Below are 25,730 nucleotides of genomic sequence, written 5' to 3' on the forward strand. Positions count from 1 at the left end.
CCGGTGTCAGACGCGGCAACTACGATGAGAGGCGTGGTCACCGCCCTGTATCGCCGTTACCGGCCTGAGACGTTCGCCGAGATGATCGGACAGTCGCAGGTGACCGATCCGCTGATGACGGCCCTGCGCACCGATCGCGTCAATCACGCCTACCTGTTCAGCGGCCCGCGCGGCTGCGGCAAGACGACGTCGGCGCGCATCCTCGCCCGCTGCCTGAACTGCGCAGAGGGCCCGACGGATGTCCCGTGCGGCACGTGCCCGAGCTGCGTCGAGCTCGCCCGTGGCGGCGGCGGTTCGCTCGACGTGGTCGAGATCGACGCCGCGAGCCACAACGGCGTCGACGACGCGCGCGACCTGCGCGAGCGCGCGGTCTTCGCCCCGGCGCGAGACCGCTACAAGATCTTCATCCTCGACGAGGCCCACATGGTCACGCCGCAGGGCTTCAACGCCCTGCTGAAGCTCGTCGAAGAACCGCCCGAGCACGTCAAGTTCATCTTCGCGACGACCGAGCCCGACAAGGTGCTCGGCACCATCCGCTCGCGCACGCACCACTACCCGTTCCGGCTCGTGCCGCCCGGCCCGATGCTCGAGTACGTGCAGCAGCTCTGCACCGAAGAGGGCGTCGAGGTCGCACCCGGCGTGCTGCCGCTCGTCGTCCGCGCCGGCGGCGGCTCGCCGCGAGACACGCTGTCGCTGCTCGACCAGCTCATCGCCGGCTCCGAGGGCACGAGCATCGACTACGAGCGTGCCGTCGCGCTGCTCGGCTATACGCACGGTGCGCTGCTCGACGAGGTCGTCGACGCCATCGGCCAGGGCGACGCGGCCGGCGCCTTCGCCGCCGCCGACCGGGTCGTGCAGACCGGTCAAGACCCGCGACGCTTCGTCGAAGACCTGCTCGAGCGCCTGCGCGACCTCATCGTCGTCGCCGCGTCGACGCCCGAGGCCGCGGCCGCCGTGCTGCGCGGCGTCTCGGCCGACGAGCTCGCGCGCATGAGCACGCAGGCGTCCGCATTCGGGGCCGCCGAACTCTCGCGCGTCGCCGACCTCGTCAACCAGACCCTCACCGAGATGAGCGGCGCGACCTCGCCCCGCCTGCACCTCGAGCTCATGCTCGCCCGCGTGCTCGTGCCGGCGATCGACGACACCCAGCGCGGCGCGCTCGCCCGCGTCGAGCGACTCGAGCGCCGGGTCGGCATGGCGGATGCCGCGGGCGAGCCCGCCGGCGGGGCGGCGCAGGCCGCACCTTCGCCCGCAGCTGCGACCGCGCCCGTGCGGTCCGCCGTCCAATCCGCGCCCCAGGCGCCGCCCGAGCGCCCGGCGGCGGAGCGCGCATCCGTCGCGGCTCCGGTCGCCCCTGCCGCCGCATCTGCCGCGCCGACCGAACCGGCGGCTCCCGCCGCTCCTGCTGCGGCCGCTGCGGCTCCGGCTGCGGCTCCAACCGCCTCGGCCGCCGCTGCGGCTCCGAAGCCCCTCGGCCCGGTCACCGCGCAGCAGATGCGCGACGCCTGGCCCGAGGTGCTCGCCGCGCTCCAGCGCGTCAAGCGCACCGCGTGGATGGCCGCGCTCACCGCGCAGGTCATCGACTACCGCTCCGATGACGGCGTGCTGGTGCTCGGGTTCCCCAGCCAGAACGACGTGAACGACCTCCGCGGGTCCGCCGGCGCGCAGAGCCCGGCCGAACTCCTGCGCGCGGCGATCACCGAGGTGCTCGGCATCCAGGTCAAGTTCATCCCGCGGGTCATCGCCGCGCAGGCGCCCGATGGTCAGGCTTCCGGCGGCCAGGCCCCCGCCCGGTCGGCCGACGGAGGCGACGCACCCCAGGCATCTGGCGCGTCGGCGTCTGGCGCGTCGGCGCCCACGACGTCGACGCCCACCTCGTCCGGACCATCCGCTGCGGTTCCCCCCACGTCGAGCGGGGCGGCACCGGCATCCGCTCCGGCGTCGACCAGCAGGCCCGCTTCGACGTCGTCGCCCTCGGCATCCGCCGCGAACGGCGGAGCCGCGCGCGACGGCGGTCGTTCGGGCCCCGCTCCGGCGACCTCGTCCAAGAGTTCCAAGGCCGAGGCCGCGACCTCCGCACCGGTCGACTCGTGGGCGACCGTCGCGATCCCGGGCGACCCGTCCGCCGGCGCGGCATCCGCAGACGCATCCGCTGCGGCCTCGGGCGCCGTGCACACCGCGACACTCGAGGCCGAGCGGCCCGCGGTATCGCCATCAGCAGAGTCCGCCACCTCCGCCGCACCCGTCGTCGCACGCGAGGCGACACAGGTCGATTCCCCGATCGCGCCCGACGACGCCGACGCCCCTCCGCTCGACGAGGAGCCGCCGTTCGATCCCGACTTCGATCGCGCCCCCGCCGACAAACCCGGCGGAGGCAGGCCGCAGACACCCCAGCGGCCGGCACCGTCCCCGCAGCCACGCGCCGACGCGCCTGCCGAGGCATCCGCCGCGGCGCCGCAGCAGCGCCGGGCAGCCCCCGGTCGGAGCGCGCCGAACGGCGGCATCCAGCGCTACGGCGAGGCCGTCGTGCGCGAGGTGCTCGGCGCCACCTTCCTCGAAGAGGTCGAAGCGCCCGCACGCCCCGGCTTCGGGGAGCGTGGGTAGCGCATGTACGAGGGCATCGTCCAAGAACTCATCGACGAACTCGGCCGCCTTCCGGGCATCGGGCCGAAGTCGGCGCAGCGCATCGCGTTCCACATCGTGCAGACCGAGCAGTTCGACGTGAGCCGGCTCGCCGAGATCCTCATGGACGTGCGCACGAAGGTGCGCTTCTGCGCGATCTGCGGCAACGTCTCCGAACAGGAGACCTGCTCCATCTGCCGCGACCCGCGGCGCGACCCCGCCCTGATCTGCGTGGTCGAAGAGGCGAAGGACGTGGTCGCGATCGAGCGCACGCGCGAGTTCCGCGGGCTCTATCACGTGCTCGGCGGCGCCATCAGCCCGATCGATGGCATCGGGCCCGATGAACTCCGCATCCGACAGCTCATGCAGCGCCTCGCCGACGGCACGGTCACCGAGGTCATCATCGCGACCGACCCGAACCTCGAGGGGGAGGCCACGGCGACCTACCTCAGCCGGTTGCTGACGACCCTCGAGATCCGTGTCACTCGCCTCGCGTCCGGGCTGCCCGTCGGCGGCGACCTCGAGTACGCCGACGAGGTCACCCTCGGCCGCGCGTTCGAGGGGCGGCGCGTCGTCGGCTGACCCGACGAGGGCCCTGTCAACCCTGCGGTCGGTTGGCCCGAGGAGGTTGACGTCGGTCGCGCAGTGGACTGGACTGGGGGCTATGGCCGTCAGTCGAGGTGCCGAATGGGTTGCGGGGTACGTCGCCGCCTGGCAGTCGAACGACCCCGACGAGATCGGCGCGCTGTTCACCGACGACGCCGTCTACCTCACGAGCCCCGACTCGCAGCCGCGCGTCGGGCGAGAGCAGATCGTCGCGGGCTGGCTCGAAGACCTCGACGAGCCGGGCACCTGGGCCTTCGACTGGAAGGTGCTGCACGAGCACGACGGGTTCGTCGTCGTGCAGGGGCGCACCGTGTATCCGGCCCGCAGCGATTACCTGAACCTCTGGATCATTCGCCTCGCGCCCGACGGCCGGGCCACCGAGTACACCGAGTGGTACATGGCGCGAGGCCACAAGGACTGAACGCCGGCCACCGGCATCCGTCAGCGCAGCACCTCGACGAGCACGACCCAGGCGAGCACGATGGCCGAGACGATCGCGAGGATCGTCGCGATGCCGAGCACGACCAGGCCCGCCGGCACGACCCCGGCGAGCAGCAGCACCGCCCCGATCAGGTACGCCACGATGGGCAGCAGACCCGCTGCGGACTTGGCGAAGAGCTCGCGCGGCGTGCCACGGTGCAGGTCGTCGCGGAAGATCGCGCGCACGGCATGCACCTCGAACCCAGCGGCGATCGCGAGCGCGACGAGCACCTCGACGCCGTAGGCCCACAGCGGCTGGCCGGGGGCGAGCCCGAGGCCGGTCACCACGATCGCGAGCACGAGCGTCGCGATCGACGCGGCCGCGCGGGCGGGGAGCGTCTTCGAGGCCATGATCGCGCCGATGTTCACCGACATCGCGACGATGAGCAGGCCGGCGAGCGCCGCGGTCGCCCCGACCATCGCGACGTTGAACTCGGACCACGGTTCGAGCGCCTCGGACATGCCCGCACTCTATCGGCGTCGGCCCGTCGATGGCGAGGCCCGTGCAACGCAGGAAGGGCCGGGGACTCCCGACCCTTCCTGGACCTCACCGCGGTGCCGTCACGCGCATTTCGACGACGGTCGGTGCGGCATCGACTACGGGATCGTCACCGTCGAGGTGACCGTACGGGTGTTGCCCGACAGGTCGGTGACGGCTGCGCGCACCATGTAGGTGCCAGAGGCGAGGCCGCTCGGCAGCGCCCATCCACCGGTCCACTCGGTCGCGCCGATCGCGGTCGAGGCCGAGGTGGAGCCGATAGCCTTCAGCATCTTGGCGTTCGCGGCGTCGTAGAGGTTCACGGCGACGCGGCGGATGCCGACGGCGTCGGTCGCCACGAGGTCGGCCCGACCGTCGGCGATGCTCAGGTCGAGCGTCGGTCGGGTGTTGTCCACCACCACCTGGACCTTGAGCTCGCCACGAAGCCCGCTCGTGGCCTTGGCTGAGAACACGAAGGTGTACTCACCGTCGGCGAGCGTGCTGAAGTCGACCGCCGGGAGGGTGAGCGAATCGGTGCTCGGCTCCCACTGGTAGCCCTTGACCGACGGGACCTGAGCGCCGTCGGCGGTGTAGAGCTGGGCGTGGAACGCCTGGAGGCTCTCGCCGGCGACGGTCATCGAGACATCCGCCGTGCCGCGGAGGATCGCACCGTCGGTGAGCGAGCTCGTGATGACGGGGGCGATCGCGGGGTCGGGGGCGTCCGCGCGGATCTCGGGTGCGTCGACGGCCCAGTAGCCGTTGTTCGCGCCGTCGGAGAGTCGCCAGCCGATGCGCACCTTGCTCACGTCACCTGCCGGTGCGGTCGTCGAGAACGCGACGGGCTGGTTGATCTCGAACAGGGCGCCGTCGGCGACGCCGTCGCGGGACCACAGCACCTGGCTCGTGCCGTCGTCGTACTCGGCGATGACCTCCGCATGCTGCGGCACACCGGCCGTGATTTGCCGGTAGTGCTGCAGGAACGACACGTCGACAGCGCCGCCGGGGCGCACGTCCTGCCACGGCGAGTACAGCGTCGAGTCGAAACGGGCTCCGGATGCCGTGGGGTTGCCCTTGTCGTTCCACTCGTCGGGGTCGGCGACCGCGATCACGTCGCGGGCGCGCACGAACGAGCCACGTCCCTGGCCCTCCTCGCTGGTCGCCCAGAACTCGCCGTCCATGAACGACCAGCCGCGGTACTCGGCGACGCCGAGGTCGGGCGTCTGCTCGTCGATCTGCCAATCCCGGGGGGCCTGCTTCGTCCATCCGCCGGAGAAGACCGGCTTCGGTGCTTCGTCGACGACGTCGCCGAGCGACCCGACGAGCGTGTCGAACGGGTCGGTCGACTCGGTGCCGATGGGCACGCCTTCGAGGCCCCACTCGGGGTCGATGTCGACGCCGAGGTGCGCCAGCGTGGTCGGCGCGATGTCGACCTGTCGCCACTGCCGGGTCGCCGTGCCCGAGACGGGAACGTCGCCGCCGGAAGCGAGGGTCCAGATCATGCGGGTGAGGTGCTGGTCGCCGCCGTGACCGTACCCGGTGAAGCCGTGGTCGGTGGAGGCGAGGATCAGCCAGTCCTCGTCGGATGCCGCCTCTCGCGCCTCGATCGCGGCGACGAGTTCGCCCACCTGCGCGTCGAGCTTCTCGATCGTGGTCTTGTACTGGGGCGATTCGGCCGTGTAACTGTGCCCGGTGGCGTCGCCGTTGTGGAGGTACACGACCATCGCGTCGGGGTTCCGGGTTCCGAGCACCTCGAGGGCGTCGGCGACGCTCTGCTCGTCGGTGGCTGCGGGGGAGGCCCCGGTCTGCTGGATCTTGACATCCGGACGGAGGATCAGGTGCTCGTTCAGCGGCTTCCAGTCGGCCGTGGAGAACGTCGAGAACCCGGGATCGACCTGTTCGAGCCGCGTGAGGACGTCGGGGTAGGCCTCGATGTTCGGATTGGTGAAGTTGTTGTCCGGGGACTGGTGCTTGTCGACCCAGACGCCTGAGAGCAGGTTGGCGTGGCCGTGACCGGAGACGGTCGGGCCGAGCGCGTTGTCCTGCATGTAGCCGACGCCCATCTGGCCCTTCGCTGCGAGCGCGTCGAGGTTCGGCGTCGCGTACTCGGTGAGCTTGTCGAAACGAACGCCGTCGAAGTCGATGAACAGCACCTTGCGGGAGCTGATGCCGTCGGGCACATCGGATGGCTGGGGGCCGGGATCGGGCAGCGGCGATTCGGCTCCGGCGCGCGGCTCGGAGTCCACGCTGATGTTGTCGACGGCCCAGTACCAGTCGTTCGTCGCCTTCTCGATGACCCAACCGAGCTTCATCGACGTGGCGCCGGCCGGCACGGGGACGGGCTGGGTGAGTGTGCGGTCCTGCAGGTACACCTGGTCGCCGAGGACCGCGGTCGAGTATTCGAAGAGCCGCTCGGGAGCGGCACCGTCGAACGACACCTCGAGCGCGGCGACCTGGGGTCCGGTCTGGCGGTAGTTCGAGTCGAAGTTGACGTGCACCGTGGAGCCGCCAGTGACGGCGACGGACGGCGACGTGAGGGTGCTCGCGAAGAGCTGCTCGCCGGGGTTGTTTCCGTCGTCCCATTCGTCGTTGTCGGCCACCGCGACGACGCCGGTGCCCTTCGCGAAGGCCTCGCGGCCCTGCCCGCCCTGAGCCGCAGCCCAGAACGACGGGGTCGCGAACGTCCAGCCGCGCCATTCGCTCTTGCCCTTGGCGCCCATCGATGCTTCGTTGGCGACGGTCCAGCCCGTGGGCGCAGTGGAGGTCCAGCCGAGCGTGGCCTTGGGGATGTGGGTCTCGTGGACCGACGGCCCGAGCGAACCGCTCAGGGAGTCGAAGTCCTCGGAGAACGAGGTGGTCGCGGCCGTGGTCGCGGCGATTTCCTCGCCGTCGTGGGCGATCGCGGGGGTGGCGGGCAAGAGGAGTCCGATGCCGAGGCAGCCGGCCGTGAGCATCGCGGCGCGGTTTCGTGTTCGCACGATTCTGGTCCTTTCCAGATGGGTGGATTTCCGAGTCTGTCGGCGTTGGCGGCCGATTCCGAGCGAAACCGGGGAACACGTAGGTGAACATCTTCTGAGCATTCGAGATTCATGTAGATACAACTTCGAGGGCGCCGTCGGGGGCGCCGTCACATTGCCGGAGGGGTATACGCGCCGCACGTATGATGGGGGTTCCGGCGTCCCGAGGTGCAAACCCGGCGCCCCACCCACCCCCTTGGAGACCACGTGAGCTTGATCGTGCAGAAGTTCGGCGGGTCGTCCGTCGCCGACGCGGAGAGCATCAAGCGCGTGGCCAAGCGCATCGTCGAGACCCGCAAGGCGGGCAACGACGTGGTCGTCGCCGTCTCCGCGATGGGCGACACGACCGACGAGCTGCTCGACCTCGCCGGCGAGGTCTCGCCGATCCCGGCCCCCCGCGAGCTCGACATGCTGCTCTCGGCCGGCGAGCGCATCTCGATGGCGCTGCTCGCGATGGCGATCAAGAGCATGGGCCACGAGGCCCGCTCGTTCACCGGCAGCCAGGCCGGCATGATCACGGATGCCACGCACGGCGCCGCGCGCATCGTCGACGTCACCCCGGTGCGCCTCCGCGAGGCGCTCGACGACGGCGCGGTCGTCATCGTCGCCGGCTTCCAGGGCTTCAGTCGCGAGTCCCGCGACATCACCACGCTCGGCCGCGGCGGCAGCGACACGACCGCCGTCGCGCTCGCCGCGGCGCTCGACGCCGACGTCTGCGAGATCTACACCGACGTCGACGGCGTCTTCACCTCCGACCCGCGCATGGTCAAGCGGGCGCAGAAGCTCGACCGCGTGACGAGCGAGGAGATGCTCGAGCTCGCGGCATCCGGTGCCAAGGTGCTGCACATCCGCGCGGTCGAGTACGCCCGCCGCCACGGCGTGACCCTGCACGTGCGTTCGTCGTTCAACAACAACGAGGGGACGATCGTCTACGACCCCTCGCGTCTTCCCGAAGGAGCAGCTGTGGAAGAGTCCGTCATCGCCGGAGTCGCGGTCGACCTGTCCGAGGCCAAGATCACCGTCGTCGGGGTTCCCGACAAGCCGGGGGTCGCGGCGAAGATCTTCAAGATCGTCGCGAACACCAACGCGAACGTCGACGTGATCGTGCAGAACGTCTCGGCGGCGACCACCGGTCGCACCGACATCTCGTTCACGCTGCCGAAGGCCGACGGCGAGCGCGCCCTCACGGCCCTCGCCAATGCGAAGGACTCGATCGGCTTCGAGTCGCTGCAGTACGACGACCAGATCGGCAAGCTCTCGCTCGTCGGCAACGCCATGCGCAGCGCCACGGGCGTCTCGGCGAAGCTGTTCGAGGCGCTCTACGAGGCCGGCATCAACATCGAGATGATCTCGACGAGCGAGATCCGCATCTCGGTGGTCACGCGCGCCGACAGCGTCGCCGACGCCGCCCGCGCGGTGCACACGGCGTTCGGGCTCGACTCCGACGTCGACGCGGTCGTGCACGGCGGCACCGGCCGCTGAGCCGGACATCGGCCTCGGTCGATCGGATGCAGCGGCATCCGTCGCACCGCGGCCGCCCGCGGCATCCGTCGACTGCCGCAGATCAGGCGAAAGCTGCCAGAACAGGACGAATGCTCGGATTCGGTCCTGAACGGGCGCCGACGTCCTGCACACTGGAATCACGATCGTCCGGGTCGCGGTGACGCCGCGAGCCCGAAGAGATAGGGAATCACGCATGGCACATGGAGTGAACATCGGCGTCGTCGGCGCCACCGGTCAGGTCGGCGCGGTCGTGCGCCAGTTGCTCGAGGAGCGCGACTTCCCGGTCGCGAGCATCCGCTACTTCGCCTCGGCCCGCTCGGCCGGCTCGACCCTCCCCTGGAAGGGTGAGGACATCGTCATCGAAGACGCTTCGACGGCCGACCCGTCGGGCCTCGACATCGCGATCTTCTCGGCCGGCGCCACGCTCTCGAAGGCGCAGGCCCCGCGCTTCGCCGCAGCCGGCGTCACGGTCGTCGACAACTCGAGCGGCTGGCGCATGGACCCCGAGGTGCCGCTCGTCGTGAGCGAGGTCAACCCGCACGCGATCGACGAGGCCGTCAAGGGCATCATCGCCAACCCGAACTGCACGACGATGGCGGCCATGCCGGTGCTCAAGGTGCTGCACGACGAGGCCGGGCTCGAGCGCCTCATGGTCTCGACGTACCAGGCCGTGTCCGGCGCCGGTCTCGCGGGCGGCGAGGAGCTGCTCGCGCAGGCGCGCGCCGCCGTCGCGCAGGACGCGATCGCCCTCGTGCACGACGGCCGTGCGGTCGAGTTCCCCGAGGCCGAGATGTTCCCGCGCACGATCGCGTTCGACGTGATCCCGCTCGCCGGCTCGATCGTCGACGACGGCGACCTCGAGACCGATGAGGAGAAGAAGCTGCGCAACGAGAGCCGCAAGATCCTCGAGCTGCCCGGCCTCCGCGTCGCGGGCACCTGCGTTCGCGTTCCCGTGTTCACGGGCCACTCGCTCTCGATCCACGCCGAGTTCGCCAACCCGATCACGCCCGAGCGCGCGACCGAGCTGCTGTCGGATGCCCCGGGCGTCGCGCTCAGCGACGTGCCCACGCCGCTGCAGGCCGCCGGCACCGACCCGAGCTACGTCGGCCGCATCCGCCAGGACCAGTCGGCCGATGACGGCAAGGGCCTCGTGCTCTTCATCTCGAACGACAACCTGCGCAAGGGCGCGGCCCTGAACGCCGTGCAGATCGCGGAGCTCATCGCGGCGAAGCTGCCCGCGGCGGTCTGACGCCCCGAGGCGAGCACGCCGGCCATCCGAACGCCCGTCGGCCCCGAACCACCTCCATGAGGACTCGGGGCAGGCGGGCGTTCGGCATCTCCGCGAGCCGGGGCACCGGCGGGGGTGGCGCATTCGGCGCGGTCGTCGCCGTCATCGGACTCGGCGCGGTCGGCGCGCTGCTGGCCGCATGCGCCGGCGCACCGGCATCCGATCATGGTGATGACGGGCTGCCGCCCGGCGCCCCCGTCGTCGCGTTCTACGGCGATTCGTACACGCTCGGCACCGGCGCGAGCGCGCCCGAGCACCGATGGTCGAGCATCGTGGCCGCCGACCGAGGCTGGGCCGAGTTCAACCCGAGCGTCAACGGGCTCGGGTTCGTGACCAACCGGGACCCGGGTGCGGGCGGTCCGGTGCCCGACCTCGTCGAGGCGATCATCGCGCACGAACCGGCGCCGGACCTCGTGTTCGTCACGATGGGACTGAACGACAACTTCTCGATGCCCTCGCGGGGCGACGACATCCGCGAGGCGATCGACGCGGACCTCGACCGGCTGTCCGGCGCGCTGCCGGAGGCCCGGCTCATCGTGGTCGAGCCGTTCTGGTACACCGACGCACGACCGGCCTCGGTGGAGCAGATCATCGCCTGGGTGCGGGCGGGCGCCGAACGCGTGGACGCCGACTGGATCCCGGGGGCCTCGGACTGGCTCGAGGGTCACCCCGAGTGGATGGCGGACGACGGCCTGCACCCGAACGACGAGGGGTACGCCGAGATGGCCCGCCGCATGGACGCGGAACTGCGGGCGCTCGGGCTGTGACGCCGAACGTGCTCGGGCTGTGACGGGCCGGAACGCGCTCGGCGCCCGATCCGCTCGCCCGGGTAGGCTCGCTGCATGCGGGCATCGGGGGAGCCTCAGCCGGAGAGCGGCACGCTCGACCGTTCGGTGATCCGCTCGCAGCTGCTGTTCGGCGCGGCGCTGATCGTCGTGGTCTTCGTCCTCCAGGCGTTCGCGCCCGGAACGATGGCGCAGCCGCTCGTGTTCGCGGGCATGGTCCTGGCGTTCGCGGTCACCGGCGTCACTCTCGTGACGCCGTGGCATCGGCTGCCACGCGACCTCGGGATCATCGTGCCGGTGCTCGACATCCTCGCCATCGGCCTCATGCGCATCGGCGACCCGCAGATCGGCGTGGGCCTGCTCTGGATCCTCCCCACGATCTGGCTTTCGACCTACTTCGGGGTGCGCGGGGCCATCATCGCGGTCGGGTCCTCGTCGGTGCTGGTCTGGACGTCGGAGATCGTCGCGCAGCGGGAGTTCGCCGCTGCAGGCATCCCAGGCGTCGTGCTGTTGCCGATCGCGCTGTTCTTCGTCGCGACGAGCGCGGTCCTGTCGAGTCGGCGTACCGCCGCGCAGCGCGTGCTGCTGCGGTCGCAGGCGACCCAGCTCGAGCGGGCGCTCCGGCGGGCGAGCCGACAGGAGGCACTCCTCGCCGACGTGCTGAACGCGGTCGAATTCGGCGTCGTCCGGCTCGACCGCGATGGTCGGGGTGCGATCATGAACGCGGCATACGCGAGGCTCTACGGGTTGGAGATCGGGCGACCGGATGACGCCCGCCACGGCACGGCGTTCGCAGAAGACCGGGAGACCGCCCTCGAAACCCGCGAGCTCCCCTTCAACCGGGCCGCCGACGGCGAGGAATTCGACGACGTCATCACGTGGATCCCCACGGAGACGCACGGACTGGCGGCCGTGGCTGCGACGGCACGCCGCCTGTTCGATGTCGACAATGAACCGGACGGCAGCGTGCTCGTCGTGCGCGACGTGACCGCCGAACTGCGAGCGATCCGCGCCCGCGACGACCTCGTCGCTTCGGTCTCGCACGAGCTGCGCACGCCCATGACCTCCGTGCTCGGATACATCGAGCTCTCGCTCGACGACCCGAGGCTGCCGGCCTCGGTGCGGCGCAACCTCGAGATCATGGAGCGCAACGGCGAGCGCATGCTCGAGCTCATCGCGAGCATCCTCCAGAGCGCGCGTCAGGGCGAGGCGCCCACGATCCTGCAGGTCGTCGATGCCGATCTCGGGTCCATCGTGCGCGACTCGGTCGAGTCGCTCCGTCCTCGCTCCGACGAACGGGGCATCACGGTCACGATCACGACGGCCGAGCGCGTGATCGTCCGCGCCGACTCCTTCCGCATCCGGCAGGTCGTCGACAACCTGCTCTCGAACGCGATCAAGTACAACGACGAGGGTGGGGAGGTCTCGATCGGGGTGACCGCCGACGACGGCACCGCATGGATCGTCGTGCGGGACTCGGGCATCGGCATCGCCGAGGCCGAGCTGCCGAAGATCTTCGATCGGTTCTACCGTTCCGAGTCCGTGCGCAAGGGGAGCGTGCACGGCAGCGGCCTCGGCCTCGGCATCGCACGCGAGTTCGTCGAACGGCACGGGGGTCGATTGACCATCGAGAGCGAGCAGGGCGTCGGGACGACCGCCATCGTCACGTTGCCGACCGCGGGCCAGGGGGAACCATGATCATCGATCCGTACACCGTGCAGCTCGCGGTCATCACCGTCGCCGTCGTGGCGGGTGTGATGTTCATCCTCGATACGGTGCTCCGCACGGCGGACGCCGCCGGGCGGGTGTGGGCGGTCGCGTTCATGTCGGGCATCCTCGCGTCGTTCTCCTACGCGACGTGGATCGTGAGCCCCGAGGCGTGGTGGGCCGTCGCGGTCGGCAATGCCGCCGTCGTGTTGAGTCCGGCTCTGCTCTGGTGCGGCGCGCGGGCCTACAACGGGCGACGGACGTTCGCCTGGATCGCCCTCGTCGCGGCGGGCGCGGCAGCCGTCGCCGTCCTCGCCGAAGGAGCGGAGGGCGGCGACTGGGCCGGTGCGCTCGTCATGTTCTCGTTCATCGCACTCTTCGCCGCGCTCGGCGTGTGGGAGACCCTGCGTGCGCCGATACGAGTGCATTGGGCGGCTCGCGGGCTGACGGTCATCTTCGTGATCGTCACCGTGTACTACTCCACGAGAGCGGTCGGGTTCGTCGTGCTCGGCCCTGAAGACCCCTGGTTCAGGGCGGCGCTCGGCACCGAGGCGGCCGGATTCGTGCTCATCTCGCTCATGATCGTCGCCGTCGTGAGCCTCGTGATCCTCCAGGGTGAGCGCGTGCCGCGGACCTCGGGCCGCCGGGACAGCGCCCCGTCGTACTCGGCCGACGCCGTGCTGAACGACGATCCCTTCCGCGAGATCGTCGGCGACTGGCTCGAGCGTGCCAACTACCACGACGAGCAGCTCGTCCTCATGCGCATCGAGGTCGACGAGCTGGACGCGTTGAACACGGCGTTCGGTCGATCGGTGGGCACTCAGCTCCTGGCCGAGTTCACCGAGGTCGTGCGGCGCCATGGCTCGCCGAACTCCGACATCGGCCACGACGGGCCGGGAGCGCTCGTCATGGTGGCGCCGTTCGCGAGGCTCGACCTGGCCGCCGACGACGCCGAGGCGGTGCAGCGCGGGCTGCGGGAGCATCGCATCGAGGCCGCGCAGGGCCTGCGTCTCTCGGCGAGCATCGGCATCGCCGGCACCGATCGCTTCGGCTACGACTTCGACGCGCTGATGATGGCCGCAGCGGATGCCGCGGCGAACGCTCGGGCGAAGGGCGGCGGTGTGGTCGCGGTCGCCGACTGATGCCGGCGACTGATGCCGGCGCTCAGCCCTCCGGGGCGATCGCGATCGACAGCGTGTCGACGGCGGTCTGCTTCGCGTAGTCGCTCGACGTGGGCGTGGACTGCAGCAGGAGCTCGTACTTCACGGTGAGTTCGAGGCTGGTGGCCGCGCTGTCGAGGGGCGGCACGATGAAGGTCTGGCTGTAGCTGTAGGGGTCGAGCACGAGGTAGCCGGGGGCGACGCTCGCCTGGTCGACGATCGGCTCCGGTGCGGGCAGCGATCCTCCGGGGCCCGCGACGACCGGCACCGCCGTGACCTTGGCGAGGTAGACCTTCTGGCCGTCGGCGGGGGTCACCACGGCATGCACCGAGAAGCTCAGGGGCTTGTTCGCGGCGGCGGTCCACTGATCCATCGGCAGCGTCGACCAGTAGTCGATCGTCAGGGTGATCGCGCCGACCTCGATGGTGCGGGTGACGGCGCCGGCCGCGAGGTCGTTCTGCACGGGAGCGGCGGTGCTCGTCGCCGACGGGGTTGGCGACGGGGTGCCGCCTCCGGAGAGCCACGGCGGTGCCGAGCATCCGGCCAGCAGGAACGCCGCCGCCGAGATCGCCGCGACGGCTGCGATGCGACGGACGGACACGTGATTGGGATGCTCGCGCACGGGATGCCTTCCGGTCCGGCGACGTCTGGCCCCCCAGACGCCGGAAATCTTGAGCAGATCTTGAGCCGACGCTATCGCATCCCAGCGCTGAACCCGAGGTCGCCCCGCCAGACTCGGAACGTGGTGCGGGGACGCTGCACCAATACATCGAAGGAGTTCCATGATGACCGGTGTCGTCGCCAGCCCCATCGCCCACGGGGCCGTCAAGCGAGACGGCTCGGGCATCGCAGACTCGTACGTCCGGCCGCTTCCCGCTCCCGAACTCGAAGCGTACGTCGACGACTTCGCCGCGCTCGTGGACACCCTCCCGTCCACGCGCACGACGATCGGCTGCATCGTCCCCGCCTACAACGAGGAGGCGTCGATCGGCGCCGTCCTCGAGTCGCTGCTCGCCCAGACGCGGCTGCCCGACGTGGTGCACGTCGTCGTGAACAACACGACCGATCGCACCGTGGAGGTCGCCGCGACGTTCGCCGGGGCGCACACGCGTGTCGACGAGAACGGCCTCGAGCAGTTCACCGAGATCTTCGTGCACGACATCGGCAGGAATCCCGACAAGAAGGTCGGTGCCCTGAACTACGGCTACACGCTCGTCGAGGGCCTCGACTTCCTCCTCGGCGTCGACGGCGACACGGTGGCCGACGAGCGAGCCGTCGAGTTCCTCGAGGCCGAGATCGCCTCCGACAGCCGCATCGGCGGCATCTCGGCGATCTACTCGATCGACGACCAGGACCTGACCGGCGTCGTCGCACCGTTCCTCATCGCCGGCCAGCGGGCGCAGTTCGCCGCCTTCAACATGCAGAACATGCTGCGGGGCCGCAACATGGCGGTGCTCGGCGGCCAGTACTCGATCTTCGCCACCCACGCGCTGCGCGACGCGATGGCCGCGAACCGCCAGACCACCCCGTGGGTCAAGGACAGCGAGGTCGAGGACTCGCTCCTCTCGCTGCAGATCAAGAGCGCCGGCTACCTCACCAAGATCAGCGCGCGTGCTCGGGCCGACGTCGGCGGCATGACGACGCTTCGGGCGCTCGACGCCCAGCAGGTCAAGTGGAACTACGGCGCGATCGAGCTCATGTGGCCCGGCCAGCGCGGCGACACGAAGGGCCAGCCCTTCCACCCCAACCTGCGCCTGCGCTGGTGGGAGAACGCGTCGATGGCGATCAACGCCCTCAGCCGCATCCTCTTCCTCGTGCTGCTCGCCGGGTCGCTCTCGATCGGCGCGTTCGTGTTCAGCCCCGTCTGGCTGATCCCGCCGGTCGTCGCGATCCTCCTGAACCTCCGCATCGCCCTGTCGATGGAGAACCGCACGGTGCGCGACATCCTGTTCGCCGTCCTGCTGGTGCCGGCAGAGGTGTACATGTGGGTGCGCATCGGGCACTTCGCCCGCGCATGGACGAAGTTCGCCAGCAAGAAGCAGGTCGACAACTGGGCGGCCCAGGCCAAGGCGGAGCGCGGCTCGGGGCACGCCTACCTGGCTCCGCTGCTCATCGCGCTCGCCGCGGTCATCGCCATGGTCGCGATCTGGACCCAGCTCAGCCCCGTCGTGCAGTCGTCGATCCTCTGGGCCGGCTGGCCCGTGCTCGGCATCATCACGGTGCTGCAGACGCTCAGCATGTTCGGCAAGCTGGTGCGTCGCCACCACGGCTACAAGGTCTGATGACGGATGCCGCGGGCATCACGGATGCCGCGGAACGACTGATGCCCCGCCTCGAACTCCGAGGTGGGGCACGGTGGATTGACGGCGATGCTATGTTGACCACGACGATCCGACAGCAGGGGGTTCACGCATGGTTCTCGGCCGGCGCATGCTCGCCACGATCGTGATCGCCGCCGCCGTCTCGGCGACGGTCGCCTGCAGTTCCAGCGGAGGAGGCGATGATCCGAGCGTTCTGCCTCCGGTCATGGCTGATGTCTCCACCATCGACGGCACGACGGTTCAGGTTCCCAACGGCGGCACGCTCGACATCACCGGCGACGACGAGACGTATACCGACTGGACCGCCGAGATCGCCGACGAGGACATCCTCTCCTTCACACCCGGAAAGGATGACGGGAGTGCGACGTTCAACCCCGGGTTCGAGGCGAAGAACGAAGGCACGACCGACGTGGAGATGAAGAACTCCACCAGTGGCGACGAAGTCCACTTCACCGTCGAAGTCACGCCCGCGAAGTAGGGCGCCTCCTGCTCCCGGCAGCCCGCGACCGCGGTGCACCGGGCCGAGGTGCTCGACGTGGTCTCGTCGGACGGCGACGATTCACGATGCCACGTGCGGCCCCGTGCCGCGGTTGGCGTCCAACGTGTCGCTGACCGTGGCGAGCACCTCCGGATCCCATGTGATCGCCCGCTCCCACGGCAACTGCACGGAATCCGCGACGAAGATGCTGTGCACGTCATCGAATCGATGCTCCGTCCGCCCCGGGAGCACGGCCTCGTGAACACGCCGAGCGAGCGCGCTCGTGGCCGTCACCAAGCCATCATGCGGCCAGAGGATGTCCGGTGCGCTGTACGCGTCGAAGTACTCGCCCGCGATCACGGTGACGGACGTTCCCGCGAGGGCACCGGCCTGTCGGTCGTTCCAGCCACCCGCACCGGCCAGGAAACGCCGGCCCGCCTCCTGGGCGGCGCCCTGGTCGTTCTCGCGGGCGAACGCTTCGGAGTCTTCGAGGATCCGGACGGCAACGGCATCCCCGTGGGCGTCGCCCACCGCGATGTCGCCGTTCCAGTAATCCCCCAGGATCGCCCCGGTCCACGGCGTCCCGAGGGTGATCAGACTGCGGACGGTCAGCGGCGAATCGGGGTCGAGAGTACGGCGGATCGCCGCCCGAGAGAAGAGCCCGCCCATCGAGTGCCCCACGAGATCCACCTCATCGACCGCGTACGTCTCCGCCAGATGCACGAGGAACCCGTGCAGCGCCGCGCCGGCGTCCTCGATGCGGCCGACGGCGTTGATCGTCAGGTCTGCGGGAAGCACCTCGGGAACCGACGAGAAGCCCTGCCATCCGAGGTCTTCCGACACCTCCCCCGGACCGATGCGCGCGGGCGCTGAGAACGTCGTGAAGCCGCGCCCGAGGAGGTGGGATCTGAGGGCGGTCATGGTGTTGCCGGCGGGCAGGCCGCCGGCCGCAGCGACATCCGGGGTGGTGAACGGCGTCACGGCCGCACCACCCGACACGAGAACGACAGCGCGAGACATGCTTCGTCAGGCCCCGTCGTCGGCGGTGAGCCGGTACCCGACGCCGCGGACCGTCTCGATCCAGCGCGGCTGGGCGGCGTTCTCGCCGAGCTTGCGTCGCAGGTTGGCGAGGTGCACCTCGACGGCTCGCTTGTCGGCGTCGCTCACGTAGTACGACGTGACGTAGCTCTCGCCGCGGAGCGCGAGGGCGAGGTCGGCCTTGCTGCGCACGCGCCGCCGCGACGAGATGATGAGGCTGAGCAGGTCGAACTCGCTGCGCGTCAGGTCGACCTCCTCGCCGTCGACGACCACGAGGCGCATGTCGGGTTCGACTCGCAGGCCCCGGTGCTCGATCCATCCCTCGTCGCCGGCCGCGGTCGCCGGCACGACGACGGCGGCCGGCGGCGGTGTCGGCCCCGGTGCTGTCGCGGGATCGGCGGATGCCCCGGACGCCCCGGGCACAGCCCCGCCGGCCGCGGCGCCGGGCGTCGCTGCTCCAGCCGGAGCCGGTGCGCCCGCCTCGCCGTCGACGCCCGAGGCGGCGAGGCGAGGGCGACGCAGCATGGCGTCGATCCTGGCGCGGAGCTCGCGCGGGCGGAACGGCTTCGCGATGTAGTCGTCGGCCCCCGATTCGAGGCCCATCAGGGTGTCGATCTCCTCGGTCCGAGCCGTCAGCATGATCAGGTAGGTGTCGCTGAACGCCCGGATGCGCTTGGCCGCCTCGAAGCCGTCGATGCCGGGCATGCTGACGTCGAGGGTCGTGAGCGTTGGTCGGTAGCGGCGCACCTTCTCGACGCCGTCGAGGCCGTTGCCGGCGCTGTGCGTCTCGAATCCGCCCTGCTCGAGCACCTCCTCGAGGAGGCGGCGGATGTCCGCATCGTCCTCGATGATCACCGCGACGCGGTCACGTGCCGTCATGTGTTCCCCCGTTCATCATGATCCTCCCGCGAGCCGATCCGCGTTCGCCACCAGCTCCACGGCCTGCTCCGGCCACCAGGTCCCCGCGGGGGGCCCGCCATTGCACGTCCCGTCGCTCTCGCCGGGCGGCTTCACCCACAGCACCGCGTCGACGACCCGGTCGTCGAGCGCGTGGGGCTCCTCGCCGAGCGCGAGACCCGGCGCGTTGCACCACTCGCCGTCGGCGGGCGGCCCCGCGCCGTTGCGAGACGTGTCGATGATCGCGTGCGCGCCGCCGAGTGCCTCGGAGACCCGTGCGGCGTACGCGGCCTCGTCATCGGTCGCCTGGGCATTGGACACGTTGGTCGCGAACCCGCGGGCCTCGTCGACCCCCGCGGCGCGGAGCGACTCCGCCATCGCGGCGGCGGGCAGCCACGCGGAGTGACCCCCGTCGAGGTAGACCGCCGCGCCGGTGCCCGAGAAGCGCGCCAGCGCGGAGCGCACGAGCGCGGTGCGGGCGTCGGGGTCGGGGCACTCCGAGGCGAGCGCGAGGGAGTCGGGCTCGAGCACGACGATGCTCCTCCGATCGCCGAGGCCGTCGGCGATCTCGTCGACCCAGTCGAGGTACTCGTCGCGCGGCAGGCCACCAGATGAGAAGCCGCCGCAGTCCCGGTCGGTGATGCCGTAGACCACGAAGACCGGGAGCGCGCCTGCGGCTTCCGCTTGCGCCACCGTGTCGGCGACGGTGGCGGACGCGGTCCCGGGGAGCACGCGCTCGGGCGTCAGCCAGATCGCGGTGGGTGATGCCGCGATCCGCGCCGCAGCCTCGCGTTGCTCGTCGCTGCCGGACCCCTCGGCCGCGCGAGCGGCGTTCGAATCCGGGTCGACGAAGAGCGCGCGATCCCGGAACGGATTGCCCTCGGCCTGCTGCGACACGACGATGAGCGTCGTCGCGAAGGCGGCGAGGGCGAGGAGCAGCAGGGCTGCGACGGCGATGAGGGCGATGGGCACGGCGCGACCCGGTCGCCGTGCTGCTCGTTTCGCAGCGGGGACGGCGCCACCGGGGGGAGCCCCGGCGGCGGTCCCGACGGCCGGGCTTCCGGCGGTGCCTGCCGTGGCGCGGGGCTCGTCGACCGGCGTCGCCGTCGGCGTTGCCGCGGGCGACTCCGGACCGCGGCGCACGTAGCGTGCGTCGTCGCGGTCGTGGCGCACGACGGGGCCGTCGCCGCGTGCGGGATCCTTCGGCACGTCGCCCCCTCCCCAGCGGCCGGTGTCGGCCCAGTCTACGAGGGAAGGGGCGGCGTGCGCCGGGTCAGTCCTGCGGGATCGCCGCGACGACGTCGATCTCGACGAGGATGTTCGCGAGGCGCGAGCCGACCGTGGTGCGCACGGGGTACGGCTCGGTGAAGAACTCGGCGTACGCGACGTTGTACTCGGCGAAGTCGGCGAGGTCCTCGAGGTGGGCGGTGACCTTCACGACGTCGTCGAAGCCGAGGCCGTACTCGGCGAGCACGGCACCGATGTTGCGCAGCACCTGGCGGGTCTGCTCGGCGGCGCCGCCCTCGACGACGAGGCCCGTCGCCGGGTCCTGCGGGCCGAAGCCCGCGGTGTACAGGAAGCCGTTCGCGACCACGCCGTGGCTGTAGGGGCCGGCGGGCTTGGGCGCGTTCGAGAGGGTGACGGCGGTCTTGGGCATGGGTTCCTCCAGTGGGTGGTGCGGTCGGTGGTGGGTGGTCGATGGGTCAGGCGATCTCGGCCGAGATCGCGGCGGCGGCCTCGCGGAGCGCCGGCAGGTGGGACTTCAGTCGGTCGAGGTCGGCGACCATGCGCACGGCGGTCACCGAGATCGCGCCGACGACGCCGAGCGGGCTCTCGATGGGCACGGCGAGGCAGTTGACGTAGGGCTCGAACTCGCGGTCGTCGGTCGCCCAGCCCCTGGCGCGCACGCGCGCGAGCTCCTCGTCGAGGCGTTCGCGGGTCGTGATGGTGAGGTCGGTGAAGCGCTCCCAGGTGACGCCGTCGAGCACCGCGTCGCGCCGGGGCACGTCGAGGTTCGCGAGGATCGCCTTGCCGACCGCCGAGCAGTAGGGGATCACGGCCTTGCCGACGCGCGAGTACATGCGCACGCCCGACTCGTCCTCCGCCTTGTCGACGTAGACGATCGAGCGGTCCATGAGCGCGGCGAGGTGCACGGTGTTGCCCACCCGCCGCTGCAGCCGCCGCACGTGCGCGGAGCCGGCCTCGCGCAGGTCGAGCGAGTCGAGCGCCTCCTTCGAGAGCGCGGCGAGCCGGGTGCCGAGCGTGTAGCGCCCGTTGCCCCGGCGGCGCACCCAGCCGACCTCCTCGAGCGCCTGCAGCTCGCGGAACATCGTCGACCGGTGCAGGTCGAACGCCTCGGCGAGTTCGGCGACCGTGCGCGGATCGGCGGCGATCGCGTCGATGATGCGCGCGGCACGGGTCACGGACTGGGACATGTCAGGCCTTCCTGCCGGTCGAGGAGGCGCGCAGCGCCGTCTCGAGACCATCGTCGATCACGAGTTCGCTGCGGGAGCGACGGATGCCGCGTCCGGGCGTCGCGCCGGTGAGCCGGCCGCCGGCGAGCACCGGCACGCCCGCGACGAGCACGTCGTCGATGCCCTCGGCGAGCGCGAGCGGCTCGTCGTAGGTCGCGCGATCGTCGACGCGCGCCGGATCCACGAGCACGAGGTCGGCGACGGCCCCAGGCCGCACGCGCCCCCGGTCGCCGAGCCCGAATCGGTCGGCCGCCCTCGTCGAGACGAGCGCCGCGGCATCCGCCCACGAGAGCGCCCCCCGCTCGACGACGAGCGAACGCAGGTAGCGGGCGAACGAGCCGCGGGCGCGCGGGTGCGGGTGGGCGCCGACGAAGATGCCGTCGGACCCGCCCATCGCGAGCGGGTGGGCGAGGATCGAGGCGAGGTCGGCGTCGGTGCGGGCGTACCGCACGGCCATGACGACGTTGACCTCGAGCCGTGAGGCGGCGAGCACGTCGAGCGTGAACTCGGCGGGCGTCGCGCCAGCTCGAGTCGCGGCGGCGCCGATCGTGAGGCCGTGCGCCCAGGCGAACGCGGGGGCCGCGACGTGCGCGAGCGTGAGCATCTCGGGCCAGTCGGGGCCGAGGCTCGGGTAGTCGACGATCGTCGGGAACCACGCGTCGAGCAGGCGTCGTCGCTCGCCGGGGTCGGCGAGCACGGCGAGGACCTCGGCGGTCGGCCGCACCGTGAGCGCGGCGGGCAGCACCGGCATCGCGAGGATCGAGCAACCGCGCGTGTACGGGTACGCGTCGAAGCTCGCATCGACGCCGGATGCCGCGAGCCCCGCCATGAGCCCGTGCACGAGGTGCGGCTCGGCGTGGAAGTGCGACACGTGCACGCCGACGCCCGCGTGCTGCGCGATGGCCCGGATCTCGTCGATGCCCGTCTGCGAGCCCGACTCGTAGCCGCCGCGCATGTGCGAGACGTACACGCCGCCCGCCGCGGCGACGGGCTCGGCGAGGCGGGCGAGCTCGTCGGTCGTCGCGAACGCGCCAGGCACGTAGTCGAGCCCGGTCGACAGGCCGACGGCGCCGTCGGCGAGGCCCTCGGCGACCAGCGCGAGCATCGCGTCGAGCTCGGCGGGGCTCGCGGCATCCGTCGACCGTCCGCAGACGAGCCCGCGCACGGTGCCGGCGGGCACGAGCAGGGCCTGGTTCAGGGCGGTCGCGTCATCGTAGGAGGCGAGCAGGTCGCGGATGCCGCCGCCCCGGTACGTCGGGTGCCGGCCGTTGATCGCGGCGAAGTACTCGCTCGCGTACGCGCCGTCGCCGGGCGCGTACGAGACGCCGTCCTGCCCGCCGATGACGGTCGTGACCCCCTGCCGCAGCAGCGCGAGCTGCACGTCGGGGTCGAAGAGCAGGCCGTCGGCGTGCGCGTGGGCGTCGACGAACCCGGGTAGGAGCAGGCGCCCGTCGCCGTCGACGACCTGTCCGTCCGCGTCGGTGTCGGCGTCCGCGTCGGTGTCGGCGTCGCGCGTCGTGCCGCGGGGTTCGACACGGGCGATGCGGCCGTCGCGGCCGATGACGACGTCGACCGGCTCGCCGTGCTCGGCACCCGCGCCGGACCCGCCGTCGACGACGATCACGTCGCGGACGATGCGCAGGGCCCCGCTCGTCGGTGCTGGCGTCGGTGCTGGCGTCGGCGAGGGCATCAGAAGAACGTCCGCACGAGGTCGACGACGACGTCGCTGCCGGCGCGCTCGACGACGGGCAGCCAGCGCCGCTTGTCGAACGCCGTGCACGGGTGCGAGAGCCCGAGCGACACGACGTCGCCGATCGCGACGGGCAGGGCCGAGCCGGGCTCGTCGGCGCGCAGGAACGCGTGCTGGTCGTTCAGCGCGGTGACGGATGCGGCGGCGAGCTCGCGCGAGTCGTCGCCACGGGTCGCGGCGCCGGTGAGGGTCGCGGCGACGCCGAGCGGCACGGGGAGGCCCTCGTCGTACGGGAAGTCGCGCTTGCCGCCGTCGAGCAGGGCGAGACCGGGTTCGGGGTGCGAGACGACGCGGGCGAAGCCCCGCATGGCCGGTTCGAGCAGGTCGTCGAGGGGCGAGATGCCGCGGTAGAACCCGTGGTCGTGCAGCAGGGATGCGCCCGAGCGCAGGATCCACCGCGTGCGGCGGCCGGCCGCGGCATCCGCTTCGATCGCGGGGGCGAAGGCCTCGGCGACGAGGTCGAGGTAGGCGCTGCCGCCCGCGCTCACGATGACGTCGTCGGCGGCGATGCTGCCGGGCGTGAGGAGCCCGCGGTCGAGGAGCAGGTCGCGCAGGGCGACGAGATCCTCGAGGTAGGCGCGCACGGCGGCCAGCGCCGACGGCGAGCGGTCGTGGCCGAGGCTGCCCTCGTACCCGGCGACGCCCACGAGTCGCAGCACGGGGGAGTGGACGACGCGCTGCGCGAGCTCGACGGCCTGCTCGAGCGTCCGGGCGCCCGTGCGCCCGCCGGGCGCGCCGAGTTCGACGAGCACGTCGATCGGGCGGGGGAGCGCGGCATCCGTGCCCACGGCCTCGGCGAGCCCCCGCTCCATGGCCTCGACCGTGCCGATCGAATCGGCCCAGCAACGGAACGAGACGTCGGGGTCGGCCAGCTCGCCGGCGATGAAGGCGAGCGCGCCGGGCGCCACGACGGCGTTCGCCAGCATGATGCTCGAGACGCCGAACGCGCGTGCCGTGCGCACCTGCCCCGGGGTCGCGAGGGTGAGCCCGGTCGCCCCCATGTCGAGCTGCAGGTTCCAGAGCGCCGGCGCCATCGTCGTCTTGCCGTGCGGCATGAGCTCCATGCCCTTCGACTCGGCCCACGCCTGGATCGTCGCGGCGTTGCTGCGCATCGCCTCGGCGTCGAGCACCGTCAGCGGAGTCCAGAACTCGCCGAGGCGGGGCGCCGTCGCGAGGAACTCGCGCACGGTCAGGCCGGCGGCGCGTGCCGGCAGGCCGGTGTCGCCCGGCGAGAGCACCTCGTCGGGGAGGTCGTCGATCCGGCGTGACATCCGCTGCTCCTCACTGCTCTTGGTCGGTCCGTGGTGCAGGTCGATGCGTCTCGCTGCTGCGTGCGTCTCGCTGCCGCGTGCGCCTCGCTGCCACCATGTTGCACATGCTGCAACCGGCTTGCACCGAATCTGCACACCAGACAGCATAGGGGTCGTGACCCCGCGCCCAGAAGTGCTCACCGTCGGCGAGACGATGGTGCTCGTGACGCCGGCCGTCGCCGAGCCGCTCGAGTCCGCCACCGCGTTCCACCTCGACCCCGGCGGGGCCGAGTCGAACGTCGCGTCGCACCTCGCGGCCCTCGGCACGCCGACCGCCTGGGCGAGCGCGGTCGGCGACGACGCCCTCGGCCGACGGCTCGTGCGCCAGATCCGGGAACGCGGCGTCGACACGTCCTGGGTGCGCTGCGACGCATCGGCCCCCACCGGCCTCTACGTGAAGGACCCGGGCAACGGCGTGCAGTACTACCGCGCCGGCTCCGCGGCCTCCCGGCTCGAGCGCTCGTTCGTCGATGCGCTGCCGATCGCCGACGTGCGTCTCGTGCACGTGTCGGGCATCACGCCGGCCCTCTCGGGCACGTGCGACGCGCTCACCGACGAGATCCTCGACCGTGCCGCCGCGGCCGGCGTGCCGGTGAGCTTCGACGTGAACCACCGGCCCTCCCTCTGGCCGTCGACGGATGCCGCGGCCCGGCGACTGCTCGCCCTCGCCGCGCGCGCCGACATCGTGTTCGTCGGGCTCGACGAGGCCGACGGGCTCTGGGGCACGCCGTCGCCCGACGACGTGCGCCGGCTGCTGCCCGACGTTCGCGAGCTCGTCGTGAAGGACGGCGCGGTCGGTGCGACCTCGTACGAGCGCGGCGCCGACGGCGTGCACGTGCCCGCCCACGTCGTCGACGTCGTCGAGGTCGTCGGCGCCGGCGACGCGTTCGCCGCCGGGTACCTGCACGCCATGCTCGGGGGCGCCGCCCTCGACGAGCGCCTGCGCGCGGGCCACGAACGCGCCGTGCTCACCATCGCCGACACCGCCGACTTCCCGAGAGGCACCCGATGACCAGCCAGACTCCTTCCCTCGCGCCTGCCTCACCTGCCGGGCCTGCCGCGCCTGCCTCGCCCGAGACGGCCGCCGTCTCGAACGCGGAGTTCGACGACCTGTTCGCCGGTCGCCCGCTCATGGCGCTCTTCCGCGGCCTCGGCGAGGCGCGCAGCCTCGAGCTCGCCCGCACCGCGTGGGACCTCGGCATCGACCTCGTCGAGCTGCCGATCCAGTCAGAGGCGGATGTCGCGGCGCTCGCGGCGGTCGCCGAAGCCGCCCGCGCCGAGGGCCGAGTCGTCGGCGCGGGCACCGTGCTCTCGACGCGTCACGTGGACCTCGCGGCGGCGGCGGGCGCCGCGTTCACCGTGAGCCCCGGATTCGACCCCGCCGTCGTGCGCGCCTCGACGGCCGCCGGGCTGCCGTCGCTGCCGGGCGTCGCGACGGCGACCGAGGTGCAGGCCGCGCTCGCGCTCGGGCTCACGTGGATGAAGGCGTTCCCGGCGTCGCTGCTCGGCGTGCCGTGGTTCCGCGCGATGGCGGGCCCGTTCCCGCAGGCCCGATTCGTGGCCACCGGCGGCATGGACGCGTCGAACGCCCGCACCTACCTCGACGCCGGCGTGCGGACCGTCGCCGTCGGCTCCGCACTCGAGGACCCGGCGCAGCTGCCGGCGCTCGCCGCCCTCCTCGCCTGACGCGCCCGCCCCTTCGGGGGGAGGCCGCAGAGCCCCGAACACCTTGTCGACCAGGGGGTTCGGGGCTCGTTCGCGTGCCCGGACACGGCTGGCGGCCCGGGGGTCGCGGGCCCGCCTGCCTCCGCGCCCTCCG

Annotated in this window: 22 protein-coding genes; 12 read left to right on the forward strand and 10 right to left on the reverse strand. The window is 71.7% G+C overall.

Translation table 11 applies throughout. The features are described from left to right. The first annotated feature begins 33 nt into the window (after positions 1–33). From ABIC29_RS04005 to ABIC29_RS04015, 3 genes are all read left to right on the forward strand, one after another. The gene (locus tag ABIC29_RS04005) at positions 34–2,604 is read left to right on the forward strand and encodes a DNA polymerase III subunit gamma and tau (protein WP_354242964.1); all 2,571 of its coding nucleotides are present in this window, start codon (positions 34–36) and stop codon (positions 2,602–2,604) included. 3 nt (positions 2,605–2,607) lie between these two features. Beyond that, entirely contained in the window at positions 2,608–3,204 is a 597-nt protein-coding gene (recR, locus tag ABIC29_RS04010) for a recombination mediator RecR (protein WP_055855830.1), read from the forward strand. Between the two features lie 82 nt (positions 3,205–3,286). Beyond that, complete coding sequence (locus tag ABIC29_RS04015) at positions 3,287–3,649, forward strand: nuclear transport factor 2 family protein (RefSeq protein ID WP_055855833.1); 363 nt, start codon at positions 3,287–3,289, stop codon at positions 3,647–3,649. A 20-nt stretch (positions 3,650–3,669) separates the two neighbouring features. Here ABIC29_RS04015 and ABIC29_RS04020 read toward each other — a convergent pair whose 3' ends face one another. Further along, on the reverse strand, positions 3,670–4,170 hold the full coding sequence (locus tag ABIC29_RS04020) for a hypothetical protein (protein WP_116080940.1): 501 nt from the start codon (positions 4,168–4,170) through the stop codon (positions 3,670–3,672). A 135-nt stretch (positions 4,171–4,305) separates the two neighbouring features. Then, positions 4,306–7,161 carry an alkaline phosphatase family protein gene (locus ABIC29_RS04025; protein ID WP_354242968.1) on the reverse strand — a complete coding sequence of 952 codons (2,856 nt, stop codon included), beginning with the start codon at positions 7,159–7,161 and terminating at the stop codon, positions 4,306–4,308. Between the two features lie 246 nt (positions 7,162–7,407). Between ABIC29_RS04025 and ABIC29_RS04030 the strand changes: the two genes are divergently transcribed. The 5 genes from ABIC29_RS04030 to ABIC29_RS04050 all read left to right on the forward strand — a co-directional run bounded on the left by ABIC29_RS04030 (position 7,408) and on the right by ABIC29_RS04050 (position 13,625). Beyond that, positions 7,408–8,682 (forward strand): aspartate kinase, encoded by a 1,275-nt coding sequence (locus ABIC29_RS04030; protein WP_354242971.1) that lies wholly within the window; start codon positions 7,408–7,410, stop codon positions 8,680–8,682. 214 nt (positions 8,683–8,896) lie between these two features. After that, positions 8,897–9,952, forward strand: a complete 1,056-nt coding sequence (locus tag ABIC29_RS04035) for an aspartate-semialdehyde dehydrogenase (RefSeq protein WP_354242974.1) — start codon at positions 8,897–8,899, stop codon at positions 9,950–9,952. 56 nt (positions 9,953–10,008) lie between these two features. After that, positions 10,009–10,758 carry an SGNH/GDSL hydrolase family protein gene (locus tag ABIC29_RS04040; RefSeq protein WP_354242977.1) on the forward strand — a complete coding sequence of 250 codons (750 nt, stop codon included), beginning with the start codon at positions 10,009–10,011 and terminating at the stop codon, positions 10,756–10,758. A gap of 75 nt (positions 10,759–10,833) precedes the next feature. Then, entirely contained in the window at positions 10,834–12,474 is a 1,641-nt protein-coding gene (locus ABIC29_RS04045) for a sensor histidine kinase (RefSeq protein WP_354242980.1), read from the forward strand. Then, positions 12,471–13,625 (forward strand): diguanylate cyclase domain-containing protein, encoded by a 1,155-nt coding sequence (locus ABIC29_RS04050; RefSeq protein WP_354242983.1) that lies wholly within the window; start codon positions 12,471–12,473, stop codon positions 13,623–13,625. The genes ABIC29_RS04045 and ABIC29_RS04050 overlap by 4 nt, the downstream gene beginning before the upstream one ends. 22 nt (positions 13,626–13,647) lie before the next feature. On the opposite strand, the gene ABIC29_RS04055 is transcribed toward ABIC29_RS04050, so the two are convergent. Next, positions 13,648–14,244, reverse strand: coding sequence for a hypothetical protein (locus ABIC29_RS04055; RefSeq protein WP_354242985.1), 597 nt, complete (start codon positions 14,242–14,244; stop codon positions 13,648–13,650). A 184-nt stretch (positions 14,245–14,428) separates the two neighbouring features. Between ABIC29_RS04055 and ABIC29_RS04060 the strand changes: the two genes are divergently transcribed. After that, complete coding sequence (locus ABIC29_RS04060; protein WP_116082363.1) at positions 14,429–15,925, forward strand: glycosyltransferase; 1,497 nt, start codon at positions 14,429–14,431, stop codon at positions 15,923–15,925. Between the two features lie 148 nt (positions 15,926–16,073). Next, a complete protein-coding gene (locus ABIC29_RS04065) occupies positions 16,074–16,442 on the forward strand; it encodes a hypothetical protein (protein WP_147309122.1) in 369 nt (122 codons plus the stop codon). A gap of 81 nt (positions 16,443–16,523) precedes the next feature. Here the strand turns inward: ABIC29_RS04065 and ABIC29_RS04070 are convergent, their stop codons facing one another. From ABIC29_RS04070 to ABIC29_RS04100, 7 genes are all read right to left on the reverse strand, one after another. Next, complete coding sequence (locus ABIC29_RS04070; RefSeq protein WP_354242988.1) at positions 16,524–17,423, reverse strand: esterase/lipase family protein; 900 nt, start codon at positions 17,421–17,423, stop codon at positions 16,524–16,526. Positions 17,424–17,468: 45 nt separating this feature from the next. Further along, positions 17,469–18,359: a response regulator transcription factor gene (locus ABIC29_RS04075; RefSeq protein ID WP_116080949.1), complete on the reverse strand. Its 891-nt coding sequence runs from the start codon at positions 18,357–18,359 to the stop codon at positions 17,469–17,471. A 15-nt stretch (positions 18,360–18,374) separates the two neighbouring features. Beyond that, positions 18,375–19,586 carry a glycoside hydrolase family 6 protein gene (locus ABIC29_RS04080; protein WP_354242992.1) on the reverse strand — a complete coding sequence of 404 codons (1,212 nt, stop codon included), beginning with the start codon at positions 19,584–19,586 and terminating at the stop codon, positions 18,375–18,377. A 64-nt stretch (positions 19,587–19,650) separates the two neighbouring features. After that, the gene (locus tag ABIC29_RS04085) at positions 19,651–20,034 is read right to left on the reverse strand and encodes a RidA family protein (protein WP_067874113.1); all 384 of its coding nucleotides are present in this window, start codon (positions 20,032–20,034) and stop codon (positions 19,651–19,653) included. A 46-nt stretch (positions 20,035–20,080) separates the two neighbouring features. Beyond that, positions 20,081–20,812 carry an IclR family transcriptional regulator gene (locus tag ABIC29_RS04090; RefSeq protein WP_158551758.1) on the reverse strand — a complete coding sequence of 244 codons (732 nt, stop codon included), beginning with the start codon at positions 20,810–20,812 and terminating at the stop codon, positions 20,081–20,083. A gap of 1 nt (position 20,813) precedes the next feature. Beyond that, positions 20,814–22,541 (reverse strand): N-acyl-D-amino-acid deacylase family protein, encoded by a 1,728-nt coding sequence (locus ABIC29_RS04095; protein WP_354242997.1) that lies wholly within the window; start codon positions 22,539–22,541, stop codon positions 20,814–20,816. After that, positions 22,541–23,872, reverse strand: a complete 1,332-nt coding sequence (locus tag ABIC29_RS04100) for a type III PLP-dependent enzyme domain-containing protein (RefSeq protein WP_354243000.1) — start codon at positions 23,870–23,872, stop codon at positions 22,541–22,543. Before ABIC29_RS04100 ends, ABIC29_RS04095 begins: the two co-directional genes overlap by 1 nt. 154 nt (positions 23,873–24,026) lie before the next feature. Here ABIC29_RS04100 and ABIC29_RS04105 point away from each other — a divergent pair, with 154 nt between their 5' ends. Further along, on the forward strand, positions 24,027–24,923 hold the full coding sequence (locus tag ABIC29_RS04105; RefSeq protein WP_354243002.1) for a sugar kinase: 897 nt from the start codon (positions 24,027–24,029) through the stop codon (positions 24,921–24,923). After that, positions 24,920–25,597 carry a bifunctional 4-hydroxy-2-oxoglutarate aldolase/2-dehydro-3-deoxy-phosphogluconate aldolase gene (locus ABIC29_RS04110; protein ID WP_354243005.1) on the forward strand — a complete coding sequence of 226 codons (678 nt, stop codon included), beginning with the start codon at positions 24,920–24,922 and terminating at the stop codon, positions 25,595–25,597. The genes ABIC29_RS04105 and ABIC29_RS04110 overlap by 4 nt, the downstream gene beginning before the upstream one ends. Positions 25,598–25,730 lie beyond the last annotated feature (133 nt).

The sequence above is a fragment of the Agromyces sp. PvR057 genome, assembly GCF_040547485.1.
GTDB lineage: Bacteria > Actinomycetota > Actinomycetes > Actinomycetales > Microbacteriaceae > Agromyces.